Source organism: Catellicoccus marimammalium M35/04/3 (assembly GCF_000313915.1).
Taxonomy (GTDB): Bacteria; Bacillota; Bacilli; order Lactobacillales; family Catellicoccaceae; genus Catellicoccus; species Catellicoccus marimammalium.
In genome coordinates this window covers 137939-155373 of record NZ_AMYT01000011.1, presented here as the reverse complement: position 1 = coordinate 155373, position 17435 = coordinate 137939, and the positions used below count along the sequence as shown (strand labels likewise).

Here is a 17435-nt window from a genome sequence, read left to right as displayed (position 1 = left end):
TTTATTATAGAAGTAATGTTCTATTCTTGTAACAAAAATAGGAAAAAAAATCATTTTTTCTCGTTCATCGTTCGCTATTTACGAACAATATATCTATTAATTACAAAAATAGACCACTACGTACTCAATAAAGCATTTTCTTTTACTAAATTAGAAAAACAAATTATAATAAGACTGTAAGAAATTTTTAATAATTATTTTTCGATATCTCGGAAAAAGGGTATCATGTTGGAGGTTATGAAAATGAAAAAGAATTGGTTAGCTCTAGGAACAAGTGCATTATTATTATTTACTTTAGCTGGTTGTGGTAACAGCGATCAAAAAGATACAAGTGATAACAGTAATAACGCAAAAGAAGAAGAAAAAGCAGATCAAAAAGAACAAGACAAAGAATTAAAAGAAGATAAAGAAAAAGAGAAAAAAGATGAAGATGATGGTGGTGCTTTAGAAACTAAGAAATTTGACGTTTCTATGGAACAAGCAGTAAAAGATTTCCAAAAGAACAATCCTAAAGCAAAATTAGTAGAAGTAAGCTTAAGCCATTCTGACGTGGATGATTATCATTATCGTGTTTATGGTGTAGAAGGTAAAGACGTTTATCGTGAAAAAGTAAATGCGAATACAGGTCGTGCAGATAATACTTTCCATATGCCAATGTTAACAAAAGACCAAAATGAATTACCTAAAGAAACATTTACTTTAGATGGAGTAAAATCTCCTAAAGAAGCTATCAAAGCTGCAATGACTGCTTTAATCGATAAAGAAGGCTTGAAGAAAGACGCAAAAGATGTCCATGTAGCAGAATGGGAATTAGTAAAAGAAAATGGTACTGTTGTTTATAAAATGCGTATCCGTCATATTTTACGTGAATACCATGTTACTTTAGACGCTCAAAACTTAAACGTAATTTCTACAGAAAAAGATTTATACTAATCTTAGTGATAAAAGAAAAGACTTCGGAAATTTCCGAAGTCTTTTTTTATTTCAATAATGTTTCCAAATCTTTTAATTGATGAATTCGATAAGTACTTTCTACCTTTGCTTCTGGATTTTTCCAATCAAAGAAAACTGTATCGATATTCGCTGCTCTTCCACCAGCAATATCAGAGCTTGGCGTATCACCAATCATTAATGCTTCTTTTTCTGTAATTTTTTCTTGCTCTAAGATATAACGGAAAAACGCTACATCTGGCTTTTGCACCCCTAATTCCTCTGAAATATATAAACGTTCAAAATAGGATAATACTCCAGCTTCTCTTAAACGACGATATTGTGTGTGTTTCACGCCATTTGTAGCTGCTAACAAATGATACCCACGTTCTTTTAATGTTTGTAATACTTCTTTTGCTTGTGGTAATAAATCATGCCCTTCATCTAAAAATAGACGGTACATATAATCCGCTTCCTTTCCACAAGCATCCACACCAATTAATGCAAAAAAGCGAGTAAAACGTTGCTCGAAAATGACAGAGCGATCAATCATTCCTTGTTCATATTGTTGCCATAAGGCATGGTTCTCTCTTTGATATTGCGTAATTTTTTCTTCTGTATAGGGAATTCCATATAGATAAAACAAACGGCGTAAAGCTTGTTGCTCATTTGTTTGAAAATTCAAAATCGTATCATCAATATCAAATAATAAATGAGTATATTCCACAATCTTTCCCACTTTCTTTTTTATTCTTTTTCATTTTATATGTTCAAAAATACACAATGAAATTGTATCATATTCTTCTATACAAAGGAATGATTTTCTGTAACAGATAACTTATGGACGGCTAAAGAAGTAAAAATTTCTTCTCTTAATCCTAAAAAAATCATTCGACTACGCAATGAAGGAACTGCATATAAATATCCTTCTTTCCAAATCCCTTTTCCTTCACTAGAAAGTGTCCATATCGTATCTTCTTTCCATCGTTTTCCTTGTTTAATACCTTGATAAATACGTTCTTGAGTAACTCCTCTTTCTGTTAAAAAAGATTGTAGTTTTTTTCTTGGAACAAAGAATCCATGAACACCAGTAATTTCTCCGTCTTGTTCTTGATAGAAACAATAGAAATCAATATGATTCTTAGCATCTTCTTCTAGTAGAAAACTATAATATTCTTTTTTTAACCCTCGTTTTTTCTTCACTGCGTAAATAGGTAAAAGAAAAGTTAATTCTTCTGTATAAGGGCAGATATGTTCATGTAAATAATATACTTGTTCTTTCGTTTCAATTTTAATTTCTGATCCTTCAAAAGGAGAAGTCTTTTTAAAATTTCGGACCCAATGATAATAAGGTTCTTTTTGGAACCAATTTTCTATTTTCTGTGGATAAATATTTTGATCTAAAAATTTTGCTACTTGAATCCCTCTTCTTTCTCTTGCCTCTAAATCTGAAGTACGCATGTTCTTCTCCTTTTCCTATGTTATACTAAAATTATAACAAAATGAGATGAGGAAATGATATGGAAAAAATAAAAATTTCTATTTTATGTGGCTTTTTAGGTAGTGGAAAAACAACATTATTAAAACAACTATTAACACATACTACAGCAAAACATCCTATAGTTTTAATGAACGAATTTGGTGAAGTATCCATTGATCATTTTTTACTTCCAACAACAGTAACCGTCCAAGAAATCAACAATGGTTGTGTTTGTTGTTCAAGCAAAGATGAGTTTTGCCAACAATTAGAACAAATTGCTAAAACCAAAAAATGGGATCACGTTTATATTGAATGTTCTGGAAATGCATTACCTTTTGAAATCATTGATTTACTATCTGATCCACAATATGTCCCTTATTTTACTTTAGAAACCGTTTATGGAGTCTTGGATGCTCCTTACTTTTTAACAATAAAAAAAGAAAATGAAGAGCAGTACCAATTTATGTTACAACAAATTGCTTATGCTACTCGCTTATTGATAACTAAAAGTGAGCAACTCTCTGCAGATGATTTATTAACTCTTTCTGAAGAATTAGGTTTTTTAGGTTTTTCACAAAAAGAAATTGCTTACGATTTCTCAGAATTAGAAAAAAAGCAAGAAAAAGAATTACCTGCTGAAAATCTTTTCTATCAAAGTCATTCACATTTACATTTGCAAAGTTTTGTTTATCATTTTCAACATCCAATAGATCAAAATGCTTTTGTATCTTTAATAGAAGCAATCTCTCCTTCTCTTCTTCGGATGAAAGGATTTATCTACTTTACCCAACAACCAGAGCAATGTTATGTGTTACAAAGTGTCCATGGAAATCTTTGGCTTGAACCTTATGTTGAAGATGCTCCAGCGAATATTGTTTTTATTGGGCAAAATCTACCCGTCGAAAAATTAAAAGAACAGTGTAATTTTTTAGAAAACCGTTGGTAAACCATTTTGTCTATGCTAAAATAATAGAGAATGGAAGGTGGATAAAATGATATCATTAGCAACATTTATCCGATTATTATTAACTTGTGCCTTCGTCTTTATTTTAACCCCTCTTGTGAGACAATTAGCATTCTTAATTGGTGCTGTAGATAAACCTAATCAGCGTCGGATTAACAAAATTCCGATGCCTTCAATGGGTGGATTAGCTATTTATATTGGCTTTGTGGTTGCTGGTTATACGCTTTTTCGTTCTGTCTTGCCGCAACCAGTATTTACTCATATTGTAATCGCAAGTGGAATTATTGTAATTACGGGAATTATCGATGATATTTTTGAATTAACACCAAAATGGAAACTGTTAGGAATCATTCTTGCTGCACTATATCTGTTCTTTTTTGCTCAAATTCGAATGAGTCGAATTAAAGTTTTTGGCTTTGACGAATTTATTTTACCTTGGTGGTTAAATTTAATTTTTACTATTGTTTGGGTAGTAGTAATCACCAATAGTGTCAACTTAATTGATGGATTAGATGGATTAGCAAGTGGAGTTTCTTTAATTAGTTTAATTACCATGGGGATTGTAGCATTATTCCACTTCCAAGGATATTTGAGTTTTATTGCTACTTGTATTTTTATGCTTGTCGCAGCGATTCTTGGATTTTTACCTTATAATTTTTTCCCAGCTAAAATTTATCTTGGAGATACTGGAGCCCTCTTCTTAGGCTTTATGATTTCGTTATTCTCCTTGATGGGATTAAAAAATGCTACTTTTATTATGTTATTAACACCAATCATTATTTTAGGTGTTCCTATGGTGGATACTTTTTTTGCGGTAATTCGTAGGAAAGTTCATCGAAAACCAATTTCTTCTGCAGATAAAATGCATCTACACCATCGTTTACTTGCTATGGGATTTACCCATCGTGGTGCAGTGTTAACCATTTATGGATTAGCAATTTTATTTTCAATGGTCGCCTTGATTTATAATTATATCAGTTTCTGGGGTGTCATCGTTTTAAGTATTGCTCTTTTCTTCTGTATTGAATTATTTGTAGAAATGATTGGCTTAATTGGAGATAAGTATACTCCACTATTACATACGTTAAAATTTATTGGAAATCGTGCTTATCGCTTACAAGTAATCAATAATTGGAAAGAAAAACAAGCCAAGAAAAAGAATAAAAAGTGGAAACGAAGAGAAAAAAGAAGAAGCTAGTGAGCTTCTTCTTTTTTTTGTCTATTTTGCTTATTTCGTTGTTTCCATTGCTTTAATAAATGATCTAAAGAATCATTACCTTCTGTGATAGTTTTATATTTTATCTCCGTAGATACCGCATTGATGATACCTCCAAAGACAATAACAATTGCCGCTAATTTTAACCAAAGAATGATAACCATCATCGTCCCAATCACACCATAGCTACTATATTTTGCTAACAGATGATGAGCAAAACGCCCAAATAATTGAGCTAAAATTACCCAGCCAATCGTTGAAAATAAAGCACCACGCCATACTTGATGAAAAGTAATACGTGCGTTCGGAACTAAACGATAGACGACAATCATAATTAAAAACATCATCACGATCGTTACTGGCCATTTAATCGTTGTAAACCAGTAGATAATTCGTTCATCAAAATGAATATATTGATGGACATAGTCGAGTAATTGAGTTCCTAAAGAAAAAATCGCAATTAAAAATAAAACAACGAAGAAAAGGAAAACGATAAAGACGAAGGAAAAAAGACGAGAAATAATAAAATTTTTTCGTTCTTCTACCCCATACGCTTTATTCATTGCTCGTTGTAATCCATTTACACTTTTACTTGCGGCCCAAAATGTCACAATCGCAGCTACTGTAAAAATCCCACCTTTATTTTGCACAGTTAGTAAACGAACAATAGTATTCTCTAACAGGTGATAAATACTACCTGGGAATAGCTCTTGAATATAAGGCAAAATTTCTGTGGGATCTAAATGCATAAAACTAATTGCACTTCCCAACATAATAATCAGTGGAAACATGGATAAAAGAAAATAATACGCCACAACACAAGAAGAATTTCCTACTTCTGCGTCTTTAATTCTTTGACGTACCACCAAGAAGAATTGTAGCCATTTTGGATGTTGTTCAATCCATTGTTCTCCTTTTTCTTTCCAGCGTAGCCATTCCTTTTTCAAACTATTATTCTCCTGGTTTTTGTTTTGTTAAAATGCGTGGACCTTCTTTTGTAATTGCTAATGTATGTTCGTATTGACAGCTTAAACTTCCATCAATTGTACGAGCTGTCCAACCATTATCATCTACAGTTGCTGGCCAATCTCCTGCATTTACCATTGGTTCAATAGTAATTACCATACCTTCTTTTAAGCGTAGCCCATGATGAGGTAATCCATAATGTGGAATCATTGGTTCTTCATGAATTGTAGGCCCGATACCATGACCAACAAATTCACGAACGACACTATATCCTTTACTTTCAACATAACTTTGAATCGCATGTCCAATATCCCCAATACGATTTCCTACTTGAGCTTCTTGAATTCCTAAATATAACGCTTCTTTTGTTACATCCATTAATTCTTTTGTTTTCGCGTCACCTTCTCCTACTAGGTAAGCCCAGCAAGAATCAGACATTGCACCATCTAATTCAACGCACATGTCTACTTTTACTAAGTCTCCATCTTTTAAAACATAATCTGTAGGAAAACCATGACAAATTTCATCATTAATCGAAATACAAGTTGCATATTTATATCCCTCAAATCCGATTTGAGCAGGAATTCCGCCATGACTTTCGATATAATCACGAACAAAGTTCTCAATATCCCAACCTGTAATTCCTGGTTTAATAAAATCGCGTAAGTGTTCATGTACGCTTGCTAATAAATCACCAGATTTATCCATTAAATCAATTTCTCGTGGGGATTTTAATGTAATCATAGTCTCTTCTCCTTTTATATCTTTCTACACTTTTACTATTTTAACACAAAAGTAAAAAAATCGTGGGGTTGTCTTTAAGAAAAAAGAAAATTGTCGAAAAGCTTTCCCTCCTAGGCATTTGATATTCCCATTCATTTTGTTCTATGATATACTGAGCTAAGTTAAAAAAGAAAGGATGATTCATAATGGAATTTAATCCATCAGCAAAAATTGTATTTGCAAGTTTAACTGGAAATACAGAAGAAATTGCCGAAGTAATCTGTGATGCTTTAACAGATTTAAACGTAGATGTCACAATGGCTAACTGTGACGAAGCTGAAGCTTGCGACTTCCAAGATGTCGATATTTGTGTAGTTGCTACTTATACTTATGGAGATGGAGACTTACCTGATGAAATCGTTGATTTCTATGAAGATTTAGCCGATGAAGATTTAGATGGTAAAGTCTATGGTGTAGCAGGCTCAGGAGATACTACTTATGATCATTTCTGTAAATCTGTCGAAGATTTCGATGCTCAATTTGCTAGCACAGGAGCAACAAAAGGAGCAGAAAACGTCAAAGTAGAATTAGAACCTGAAGCAGAAGATATTCAACACTTAGAAGCTTTTGCTAAAAGTTTAGTAGAAAAAGCTCAAGAATTACATGAAGCATAATGAATAAAAAAGCATTACGAAATTCGTAATGCTTTTTTATTTAGTCAAACACGTCTTTTAAGGAATCTTTTTCTAATAAAAATTGAATTTGGTTTTCCAATAATTCGCGACACGTTTCTTTATCTAAATCTACTAAATGACTAGCTGTAGCTGAAGCAATCCCTGTTGTTAACAACCATAATTGAGATAAAATTGCTTCTTTCTTTTCACGTGGTAGAGTCGCATATTTTTCGTCCTCTGTCATCGCGCTTAAAAATGTCGTACGAATAAAATCTTGGAATAAAGGTTTAATTTCGCATTGATCTACAGATATCGTTTTGTACAATCCTGTTTCTACATTGGCAAACTCGATATAACCAAAGCAAAGAGAAATTAATGGATCTGAATCATAAGGTTCTTTACGAATCATCCATCCCATCATTTCTTTTTCAATTCGATAGTACACTTGTTGTTTTAAATCAACCATATTGGCAAATTCCAAATAAATAGGCTGAGTAGAACAATGCATATCATTTGCGATATGTCTTGCTGTCAAACGATGGAAGCCACTTGTTTTCACAATGTGATACGCCGCATCTAAAATTTGTTCACGCAATATTACTTTTTTTCTCGCCATAATGATTACTCCTTTTCTTTATACATCCAACAAAATCATTATCTACTGTTATTATTTTATCATCTTTATTATTTTTATTGTAATAAAAACACTTATTTTCTTTTGTTTCTTTCTATTTTTTGGTATTTCTTTTGTTTTGTATTATAATATTCATTAATTAGGACAAAGGGAGTGTCTAAGATGGAAAACTTTGAACATTATTTAGAAAAATATGCTGAATTAATTATTAAAACTGGAATCAATGTCAGTGAAAATCACACTGTTATTATTCAAATCGCTGTAGACCAAGCTCCATTAGCTCGTTTATTAACAAAAGAAGCGTATAAACAAGGAGCAAAAGAAGTAATCGTCAAATGGAAAGACGATGCCATCCAAAAAGAATTTTTACAAAATGCAGCCGAAGAATGCTTAGAAAATATTCCAACTTATGTTGTCGATGAAGCAGATAGTTGGATTGAACGTGGTGCAAGCCGTATTTCTGTTGTTTCTTCAGCTCCTGATGCATTAGAAGGAGTTCCTGCTGATCGCTTAGCAACATGGCAAAAAGCAACAAATACAGCATTATTCAATTCTCGCAAAGCAACTCAATCCAATCAAGTTTCTTGGACTGTCGTTGCTGCAGCTGGTAAAGAATGGGCTGCGGCTGTTTTCCCAGATCTTCCTGAAGAAAAACAAGTTGATGCTTTATGGAATGAAATCTTTAAAGATACTCGTATTTATGATGAAGATCCAATTGCTGCTTGGGAAGCACATGACAATAAATTAGCAAGTAAAGCCAATGAATTAAATGAAATTCAATACGACGCTTTACACTACACTGCTCCAGGAACAGACCTAACAATTGGTTTACCAAAAGACCATGTTTGGAAAGGTGCAGGTAGCTTTAATAGTCGTGGTGAAGAATTTATGGCTAATATGCCAACAGAAGAAGTCTTCACTGCTCCTGATTTCCGTCGTGTTGATGGTTATGTCACAAGTACAAAACCATTAAGTTATGCTGGTAACTTAATTGAAGACTTTACAATCACATTTGAAAATGGTCGTATTGTAGATGTTAAAGCGAAAAAAGGAGAAGAAGTATTGAAACATCTTATCGATACAGATGAAGGTTCACATTACTTAGGTGAAGTGGCTTTAGTACCTGATCCATCTCCTATTTCTCAATCAAACATCATCTTCTTCAATACTTTATTTGACGAAAATGCATCTAACCACTTAGCCATTGGTGCAGCTTATGCCTTTAACGTTGAAGGTGGTACAGAAATGTCTGAAGAAGAATTAAAAGAAGCTGGATTAAATCGTAGTGCTACTCACGTAGACTTTATGATTGGCTCTGACAAAATGAATATTGATGGAATTCGCAAAGATGGAACTTGTGATCCTATCTTCCGTAATGGAGATTGGGCATAATTCCTTCTCATTTATCAAAAAAAGAAGGGTTTTCCCTTCTTTTTTTATTGGCGGTGAGAATTAAAAATGTTAACAATTATCACAATGTATTATGGATTCCCTCTTTTATTCTATTCAGCAAAGGAAGTTTACCATTTATTCTTTTTTCTTCTTTTATTGGGAATTGGAATAGATGTTCTATTCATTTACCAAATTCTCCCATTCTTTAAAATGAAGAAGCAAAGACAAAAAAATAGAAATATTTCTAAAAGAAAACAGTATGATCCATTAGATGATGATGAAATAGAGGATATTACTTTTAAAAATTCTTCTACTTCATCTTATGAAATACACGATGAAATGAGTTATCAAAATTACCATCATTTTCATAAATAAAAAAAGAAGGGTCTCCCCTTCTTTTTTTTATGGTTTATTTTTCTAATTGTTTTGCAATTGCTACTACTTCTTCTGGAGTAAAACCAAATTCTTTTAATACTTCATTTCCTTTACCGCTAGCACCAAAACGATCAATACCAATCATACGACCATTTGAACCAACATAACGTTCCCAACCAAAAGTAGATCCCATTTCAATAGAAATACGTTTTGTAATATGAGAAGGAAGAACAGATTCTTTGTATTCTAAAGATTGTTCTTCAAATAAATTCATTGAAGGCATAGAAACAACAGAATAATCAATTCCTTCTTCACGTAACATTGCTTGCGCTTGTAAGGCTAAGTTTACTTCAGAACCTGTTGCAATAAAGATTCCATCGGCTTCTTCTTTTTGCGCTGGAGAAACAACGTAAGCTCCTTTTTTCACTTCAGTAAAGGCTTTTTCTTCTGTTCCTGCAATTACCGGTAAGTTTTGACGTGATAAAACTAAAGCAGTTGGACGATTTTCACTACGAACTGCAATTTCCCAAGCAGCAGAAGTTTCATTTCCATCTGCAGGACGGATAACATTTAAGTTTGGCATTGCACGTAAACTTGCTAGTTGTTCAATTGGTTCGTGAGTAGGTCCATCTTCTCCTACAGCAATAGAATCATGAGTTAATACATAAGTTACTGGGCATCCTTGTAAAGCTGCTAAACGAATTGCTGGACGTAAGTAATCTACAAAGACGAAGAATGTACCTCCGTATACTTTTGTACCTCCATGTAAAGCAATTCCGTTCATCATTGCCGCCATACCAAATTCACGCACACCAAACCAAATATTGCGACCCGAATAATTTCCAGCTTCAAAGTCTTCTTCTGCTTTTGCCATAGTGTTATTAGAAGCAGATAAATCAGCACTTCCTCCCCAGAAACTTGGAATTTCTTTTGATAATGTTTGAATTGCATTTTGACTTGTCACACGACTTGCTTTTGCATCATCTTCCACAGAATAATGTGGTAATTTTTCTGTTAGATCAAAAGGAACTTCATTTTTGAATCCAGCAATTAATTCTTTCGCTAAATCTGGATAATGAGCTTGATAACCATCAAATAATTCATTCCATTTTTGTTCTAGTTCTGCACCACGTACACCAATCGTTTCATAGTAACGACGTTGTACTTCTTCTGGTACAGTAAATTCTGGATATGGATAGTTTAAACGTTCTTTTAGAGATTCAATTCCTTCTTCCCCTAAAGGAGCACCATGAACTTTATTTGTTCCTTCGTTTGGAGCACCAAATCCGATAGTTGTTTTAATTTCAATTAAGCTTGGTTTTGTTGTTTCTGCTTTTGCAACTTCAATTGCTTGAGCAATTTCTTCTAAATCATTTCCATTTTCTACACGAACATAGTGCCAATTACTTGCTTCAAAACGTTCTTTAGCACTTTCTGTATTTGCTTTACATAATGGACCATCTAAGGAAATATCGTTTGAATCATATAAGAAAATCAATTTTCCTAATTTTAATTGACCGGCTAAACTAATTGCTTCTTGTGAGATTCCTTCCATTAAGTCTCCATCTCCACATAAAGCATAAGTATAATGATCAATAATTGGGAACCCTTCACGGTTATATTGGGCAGCTAAATGAGCTTCAGCCATTGCCATCCCTGTAGCCATCGCTACTCCTTGCCCTAAAGGTCCAGTTGTAGCTTCTACTCCATCCGTATGGTTTACTTCTGGATGCCCTGGAGTTTTACTATTTAATTGACGGAAATTTTTTAAGTCTTTAATGGATACATCATATCCTGATAGATGTAATAAACTATATAATAACGCAGACCCATGTCCTGCAGATAGAACAAAGCGGTCACGGTTAATCCATTTTCTAGAAGTTGCTGGATTAACATTTAAAAAACGACTCCATAACACATAAGCCATAGGCGCAGCCCCTAATGGTAAGCCTGGATGTCCTGATTTTGCCTGTTGAATAGCTTCAACACTCAAGACACGAGTCGCATTTACACATAATTCATCAATTTTATCAAACATAAGTTCATAACTCCTTTTTTACGCTTGGTAACGCATACAATTGTTATCTTTATTTTAGCATAAGATAAAGGTAAGATGCCACTTTCTTTTCATTAAAAAAGAGAGAGATAAAATTTACCTCCCTCTACTTCTTTGTGAATTTATTTTAAATCTACAATTTCTGTCCCTACAGAATTTTCTTCTGTTAAAGAACAAGAATGAATCATTGCTTCTTTAGCACGACGATAATAATATGTCTTTGTTGCTTGAGAATAACAAGAAGAATAAATAGTATACTCTACTGCTCCATTCTCATTTACAACGCTACCATAAGGCATAGCGACATTCCAAAGAATATTGAATAATTTAGCGACATTCGCATTTTCCCCTTCTTGTGTTGGATAATTAGCGTTTAAAAAAGCCGCTTTTACAAAACGAGATTGTGTAGAACTATCTCCACGTAATCCCAATTGTCCTGTTCCAATTCCTTGGAATTGTAATTTTTGTCGGTTCCAAGTAGTATTTGTGACATCTTGACTAGATAGACCTAAATAATTATTTAGGTTTTGTAAGTGCCACCAAAAATCAGGACTATTTGTCAAAACATCTACTCCATCATCATATGCTACTAATCCTAGTTCTTTTGTTTGTTCTACCACGATTGTATCTTTTCCATCAGAAATTAACCAATGAACAGGAGCAATAGGCATACTTGGAGCAAATGGAGTTCCCACTAAATAAGTATCTTTCAATGCTTCTTTTAATTCCTTTACCGAAGAAAATGAATCCAATACCCAAATCATAAATTCATATGGGGTTACATTATATTCTTTATCTGTTTGCACTTCTTCTGAAAAATAAGCATGTTTTGGGAAATTTAGATTAGCAATACACATTCCATCTTCGTTTCCAGCTTCAAATAACAGTGGATAATTTCCAACATTCATTCCCATACCAATGATTGCTTTAGAAATTTCTTTTGCTGGCATATGACGATATTGCATGTGATAACCACGGGGCACAATCAAAGGATGTTCACCATAGTTATTATCATCTAAATCTAAGTTACGACCAAAATAAACTTGTCCTTTTTCATCTGTAAAAGTAATTCCAGTACACATAATACTCTCCTCCATTTCTATATTCTCATCATAGCACCTTTGATGAGAATACTCTAATAATTAGAAAAGGAGCTGAATGATTCAGCTCCTTTTTTATATTAAATGATGAGATTGTAAATAATTTTTCGCTACCACTGCAGGATCTTTCTTTTGAACAATCACTTGATAATTCATTTTTTGCATTTCTTTTTCAGTAATTTTTCCACCTAAACGATTTAAAGCTTTCACCACTTTTGGATGTTCTTTCGCAAAATCATCGCGCATTAACGGTGCTCCTTGATAAAAAGAAAAGGCATGTTGATTATCTTTGAGCACTGCTAGATGATATTGTTCAATCCAAGCATCTGTAGTGAACACATCAATCACATTCACATTATGATTGATTAATGCTTTATATTTCAAACTTGGATCCATCACTTTAATTTGAGGAAAGTTCAATCCATATACTTTTTGCACACTTGGATATCCATCCGGTTGATGGTCAAAATCAGAATCAAATCCAGCGATACATTGATTTTCCAATGAAACTAAATCGCCAATATTTTCTAAATGGTGCTGTTTAGCAAAATTCTTTTCTACCGCAATACCATAAGTATTTTGGTATTTCATTGGAGATAGATAATCCATATGGTATTTTTGTTGAACTCCTTTTTTGGCTAATTCATAAGTTTCTTTTTCTGTTTTTGGAATTTCTTTTGATTTTAAAATGGATTTCAACAATGTTCCACTAAATTCAGGATAAATATCAATTTGTTCTTTCTCTAATGCATTAAATAAAAACATCGTCTTGCCAAAATTAGGCTTTAAAATCACCTCTGCTTTAGGATCTTCCTGTTCAATTAATTGCTTATACATTTCAATTAAGATGCTAGGCTCTGAACCTAATTTTCCTGCAATAATAATTGGTTTTTCTTCTTTTGCTTCCGGACGATTTTGCCACATCGTACCAAAAAAACTACCTAAGAAAAGAACTAGAATTCCTAAAATTCCAAGCCAACGTTTCTTCTTCCCTTTTTCTAATAAAGAGAAGAAAAAGCTAAATAGTAATGCTAGCACGGCTGCACTAATCGCTCCGATTAATAAGAGTTGATTATTATTACTATCAATTCCTTGAACAATAAAAGTCCCTAATCCTCCAGCTCCTACTAAAGCTGCAAGTGTCGCTGTACCAATAATCATCACTAAAGAAATCTTGACTCCTGATAACACCATTGGCCAAGCCATCGGCAATTCAATTTTCCATAAAGCAAATCGACTCGGTAACCCTAACGCTTTAATCGTAAATTGATAGCTAGGATCAATCGTTGTTAATCCTGTATATGTATTTTGAAAAATCGGTAAAATTGCATATAAAACCAAAGTGATTAATGCTGGGACAGAGCCTATCCCTACTAGAGGAATTAACAATCCTAAAATCGCCAAGCTAGGTATTGTTTGAACAATATTTGCTAACTGTAAAAAGATATTAGCTACTTTGGGATGTTTTCTTACGGCAATCGCCAATGGAAAAGCAATACAAAACGCAATGAGTAACGCTCCTAAAGATAAAAGAATGTGTTGCTCTAAACTTTGAATCCATGTACTTCCTTCTTCTATCCATAATTCTTTCCAACTTACCATTGTCTTAACTCCTTACTGATAAACTGTAAAATAGCAGAAAAAGTAGTTTGATATCCACAATGATTAAATTGAAACAAAATGGGATCATCTTTTCTAACTTTAGTTAATTCTAATAATTGAGAGAAATTTTGAATCACAGGTATTTCATTTTTTACAGGTACCTTAGATATAGTAGTAAGGAAAGTTCGAAACCAAAATGCATCTAAGTTCTTACCAGCAAATAATTCTTCTACAAAAGCGGTCTTTGGTTGATCCATGATTTCTTTTGGAGAACCTACTTGTTCTAGCTTTCCTTCATGTAATACTGCAATTCGATCGCCTAACTTCAGTGCTTCTTCCATATCATGAGTCACCATAACAAAAGTAATATCTAAATGTGTTTTATGTAATTCTAGTAATAAATCTTGTAATTGTTTACGAATAAAAGGATCTAAGGCGCTAAAAGGCTCATCTAATAAAATAAATTGTGGCTGATTGGCTAATGCACGAGCAATAGATACTCGTTGCTGCTGTCCTCCTGATAGTTCCTTTGGATATTGTGTTAAACAAGAAGGATCTAATTGCACTTGTTGACACAATTCTTTTCCTTTCTCCATTTGTTCTTCTTTCGTCCATTTTTCTTGACGAGCTCTTGGTTGAATAAATAAGTTTTCTAACACCGTTAAATGAGGAAAAAGAGAAGAAGATTGTAAAACATAGCCACTTTTCAATCGTAATTGTTCTGCATCTTCCATAGTTAATTTTTGTTGATTATAAAATATTTCTCCACTTTCTGGCGTAATGATACCACTCATCATATTTAATAAAGTTGTCTTTCCACTGCCACTCTGCCCTACAATCACCAACAATTCTCCATTTTTTATTTCTAAGGACAAATCTTGGATGACAACATGATGTTCATAACTTTTCTTAATATGTTGTAATTGAATCATATCCATCCCTCTTTTTCATTTGCTTACATTGTAACATAGGACTTCATTTTTCTTAGAAAATATGCATAAAAAAAGGAATGAAGTAAACTCCATTCCTAAATAAATTCTACTAATTATTATTATCTGTATTATCTGTTAATTCAGCAATACGCCCTGTTTTTAAGTAAACAATCCATTCACAGATATTTGTTACATAATCCCCAATGCGCTCTAAGAAACCGACAACTTGTAAGTAATCTGTTCCTCCAACAATGGTTTCAGGATTTTTTTTCATTTCTGCAATCGTATCATGTGTAATCGTATCATAATATTGATTGATAATTTCATCACGTTTGGCAATTTCTTCTGCTTTTTCTTCATTATTTTTAACATAAGCAGTTAAGACTTCATTCACCATACCGATAACTTCTTTACTCATTTCTGATAAACGAGCTTCGATTTCTGGAATTCGTTTATTCCCTTTTACGCGAATAGTTGCTTTAGCAATAGCTACTGCTTGGTCTCCTAAGCGTTCTAAGTCAGAACTTGCTTTTAAGACAGTAACAATCATACGTAAATCTGTTGTTACTGGTTGCTGTAATGCGATCATTTCAAAGCTTTTCTTCTCTAACTTAATTTCCATTTCATTAATATTATGGTCGTTTTCAATTACTTCTTTTGCTAACACCTTGTCATGATTAACAAAAGCTTGCACAGATTTATAAATGGCATCGCTTACCATTGTTCCCATTTCATAAAATTGGGAGTGTAATTTTTGTAAGTCTTGTTCAAATTGTGTACGTAGCATAATCTTCTCCCCTATCTAATTTTAACCAAATCGTCCACTGATATAATCTTCGGTTTCTTGTTTTTTTGGATTTAAGAAAATGTCTTTTGTACGATCATATTCAATTAAATCCCCATTTAAGAAGAATGCAGTGCGATCTGAAATACGTGATGCTTGTTGCATATTATGTGTAACAATAATCATCGTATAATCATCTTTCAAATCATATAACATATTTTCAATTTTTCCACTACTAATTGGATCTAAAGCACTTGTAGGTTCATCTAACAAGATAATATCTGGTTGTACTGCTAATACACGGGCAATACAAACGCGCTGTTGTTGACCTCCAGATAAAGCTAATGCACTATCATGTAATTTATCTTTCACATCATCCCATACAGCTGCTTGACGTAAAGAACGCTCTACAATTTCATCCATTTCTTCTTTTGATTTTTTTTGATCCCCTAATTTTAAACCAAATGTCACATTGTCATAAATAGAAAATGGAAACGGGTTTGGTTGTTGGAATACCATTCCAATTTCTTTTCTCAATTCAACAACATCCTGATTAGGACTATAAATATCTTGATCACGATACAAAACGCTTCCTGTAACACGAGCAATCGGAATCAAATCATTCATGCGGTTTAAGCAACGTAAAAACGTAGATTTCCCACATCCAGAAGGTCCAATTAGAGAAGTAATCCCTTTTTCTTCAATTTCCATAGAAATTCCTTTTAGCGCTTCTTTTTGCCCATAGTATAAACGCAAATCTTTCGCTTCTAAAATTGTTGACATAAGTTCCTCCTATCCAAAATGACCTGATACATAGTCTTCTGTTGCTTTAATACTTGGATTTGTGAAGATTTTCTTTGTATCATCATATTCAATACAATCGCCCATGTAAAAGAAAGCTGTACGGTCAGAAATACGACCTGCTTGTTGCATGTTATGTGTAACAATGACAATTGTATAATCTTTTTTCAAGTTTAATAGTGTTTCTTCTACTTTAATTGTAGAAATTGGATCCAACGCACTTGCTGGTTCATCCATTAATAAAATATCTGGTTGCATAGCTAGTGCTCGAGCGATACATAAACGTTGTTGTTGACCTCCAGATAAAGCAAGTGCACTTTTATGTAATTCATCTTTTACTTGATCCCATAGTGCAGCTTGTTTTAAAGTTGTCTCTACAATTTCATCCATTTTTTGCTTATCTGTCATTCCATGACGTTTTAGTGCAAATGTAATGTTTTCATAAATCGATTTGCTGAATGGGTTTGGTCGCTGGAATACCATCCCAATATGTTTACGCATTTCATAAACATCAACTGCTGGATCGTTAATATTAATTCCTTTGTAATTAATTTTCCCTTCCACACGACAAATATCGATTGTATCGTTCATACGGTTTAAAGAACGTAAATAAGTAGATTTCCCACATCCAGAAGGTCCAATTAAAGAAGTGATTTTGTTTTCTTCAAATTCTAAAGAAACTCCTTTAATCGCCTCTTTTTTGCCATAATAGACATGTACATCTTCTGTATCTAAAGCGATTTTTTTTCCTTGTTCGCTTGGTTTAATAATATGTTTTTGCGTTAAATCATATTCTTTCATTATGT

At 33.1% G+C, this 17435-nt stretch carries 18 protein-coding genes; 6 read left to right on the top strand and 12 right to left on the bottom strand.

Annotation, left to right across the window (positions count from 1 at the left end; translation table 11 throughout):
* Window positions 1–243: 243 nt before the first annotated feature.
* Window positions 244–933, top strand: a complete 690-nt coding sequence (locus C683_RS02390) for a PepSY domain-containing protein (RefSeq protein WP_009489269.1) — start codon at window positions 244–246, stop codon at window positions 931–933.
* Window positions 934–979: 46 nt separating this feature from the next.
* Here C683_RS02390 and C683_RS02385 read toward each other — a convergent pair whose 3' ends face one another.
* Together C683_RS02385 and C683_RS02380 are read right to left on the bottom strand one after the other, a co-directional pair.
* Window positions 980–1657, bottom strand: a complete 678-nt coding sequence (locus C683_RS02385) for a YjjG family noncanonical pyrimidine nucleotidase (RefSeq protein ID WP_009489266.1) — start codon at window positions 1655–1657, stop codon at window positions 980–982.
* 77 nt (window positions 1658–1734) lie between these two features.
* Entirely contained in the window at window positions 1735–2391 is a 657-nt protein-coding gene (locus tag C683_RS02380) for a hypothetical protein (RefSeq protein ID WP_009489250.1), read from the bottom strand.
* Between the two features lie 59 nt (window positions 2392–2450).
* On the opposite strand from C683_RS02380, the gene C683_RS02375 reads away from it, so the two are divergent.
* Both C683_RS02375 and C683_RS02370 read left to right on the top strand, forming a co-directional pair.
* The gene (locus C683_RS02375; protein WP_009489248.1) at window positions 2451–3356 is read left to right on the top strand and encodes a CobW family GTP-binding protein; all 906 of its coding nucleotides are present in this window, start codon (window positions 2451–2453) and stop codon (window positions 3354–3356) included.
* A gap of 46 nt (window positions 3357–3402) precedes the next feature.
* Complete coding sequence (locus tag C683_RS02370) at window positions 3403–4572, top strand: glycosyltransferase family 4 protein (RefSeq protein WP_009489246.1); 1170 nt, start codon at window positions 3403–3405, stop codon at window positions 4570–4572.
* On the opposite strand, the gene C683_RS02365 is transcribed toward C683_RS02370, so the two are convergent.
* Complete coding sequence (locus C683_RS02365; protein ID WP_009489244.1) at window positions 4569–5537, bottom strand: YihY/virulence factor BrkB family protein; 969 nt, start codon at window positions 5535–5537, stop codon at window positions 4569–4571. The genes C683_RS02370 and C683_RS02365 overlap by 4 nt on opposite strands.
* Before the next feature lie 4 nt (window positions 5538–5541).
* Entirely contained in the window at window positions 5542–6300 is a 759-nt protein-coding gene (map, locus tag C683_RS02360; RefSeq protein WP_009489242.1) for a type I methionyl aminopeptidase, read from the bottom strand.
* Window positions 6301–6485: 185 nt separating this feature from the next.
* Between map and C683_RS02355 the strand changes: the two genes are divergently transcribed.
* Window positions 6486–6953, top strand: a complete 468-nt coding sequence (locus C683_RS02355) for a flavodoxin (RefSeq protein WP_009489240.1) — start codon at window positions 6486–6488, stop codon at window positions 6951–6953.
* Window positions 6954–6993: 40 nt separating this feature from the next.
* Here C683_RS02355 and C683_RS02350 read toward each other — a convergent pair whose 3' ends face one another.
* The gene (locus C683_RS02350) at window positions 6994–7569 is read right to left on the bottom strand and encodes a TetR/AcrR family transcriptional regulator (protein WP_009489238.1); all 576 of its coding nucleotides are present in this window, start codon (window positions 7567–7569) and stop codon (window positions 6994–6996) included.
* A 180-nt stretch (window positions 7570–7749) separates the two neighbouring features.
* Between C683_RS02350 and C683_RS02345 the strand changes: the two genes are divergently transcribed.
* The gene (locus C683_RS02345; protein WP_009489236.1) at window positions 7750–8979 is read left to right on the top strand and encodes an aminopeptidase; all 1230 of its coding nucleotides are present in this window, start codon (window positions 7750–7752) and stop codon (window positions 8977–8979) included.
* Window positions 8980–9045: 66 nt separating this feature from the next.
* Entirely contained in the window at window positions 9046–9354 is a 309-nt protein-coding gene (locus tag C683_RS02340; protein ID WP_009489234.1) for a hypothetical protein, read from the top strand.
* A 34-nt stretch (window positions 9355–9388) separates the two neighbouring features.
* Here the strand turns inward: C683_RS02340 and tkt are convergent, their stop codons facing one another.
* The 7 genes from tkt to pstB (C683_RS02305) all read right to left on the bottom strand — a co-directional run bounded on the left by tkt (window position 9389) and on the right by pstB (C683_RS02305) (window position 17430).
* Window positions 9389–11392, bottom strand: coding sequence for a transketolase (gene tkt / locus C683_RS02335; protein ID WP_009489232.1), 2004 nt, complete (start codon window positions 11390–11392; stop codon window positions 9389–9391).
* A gap of 140 nt (window positions 11393–11532) precedes the next feature.
* Complete coding sequence (gene bsh, locus C683_RS02330; protein WP_009489230.1) at window positions 11533–12492, bottom strand: choloylglycine hydrolase; 960 nt, start codon at window positions 12490–12492, stop codon at window positions 11533–11535.
* 93 nt (window positions 12493–12585) lie between these two features.
* Window positions 12586–14112 carry an ABC transporter permease/substrate-binding protein gene (locus C683_RS02325; RefSeq protein WP_009489228.1) on the bottom strand — a complete coding sequence of 509 codons (1527 nt, stop codon included), beginning with the start codon at window positions 14110–14112 and terminating at the stop codon, window positions 12586–12588.
* On the bottom strand, window positions 14106–15044 hold the full coding sequence (locus C683_RS02320) for an ATP-binding cassette domain-containing protein (RefSeq protein ID WP_009488954.1): 939 nt from the start codon (window positions 15042–15044) through the stop codon (window positions 14106–14108). The genes C683_RS02325 and C683_RS02320 overlap by 7 nt, the downstream gene beginning before the upstream one ends.
* A 109-nt stretch (window positions 15045–15153) precedes the next feature.
* Window positions 15154–15831 carry a phosphate signaling complex protein PhoU gene (phoU, locus tag C683_RS02315; protein ID WP_009488953.1) on the bottom strand — a complete coding sequence of 226 codons (678 nt, stop codon included), beginning with the start codon at window positions 15829–15831 and terminating at the stop codon, window positions 15154–15156.
* Window positions 15832–15852: 21 nt separating this feature from the next.
* Window positions 15853–16611 (bottom strand): phosphate ABC transporter ATP-binding protein PstB, encoded by a 759-nt coding sequence (gene pstB / locus C683_RS02310; RefSeq protein WP_009488952.1) that lies wholly within the window; start codon window positions 16609–16611, stop codon window positions 15853–15855.
* Window positions 16612–16620: 9 nt separating this feature from the next.
* Complete coding sequence (gene pstB, locus C683_RS02305; protein ID WP_009488949.1) at window positions 16621–17430, bottom strand: phosphate ABC transporter ATP-binding protein PstB; 810 nt, start codon at window positions 17428–17430, stop codon at window positions 16621–16623.
* Between the last annotated feature and the right edge of the window lie 5 nt (window positions 17431–17435).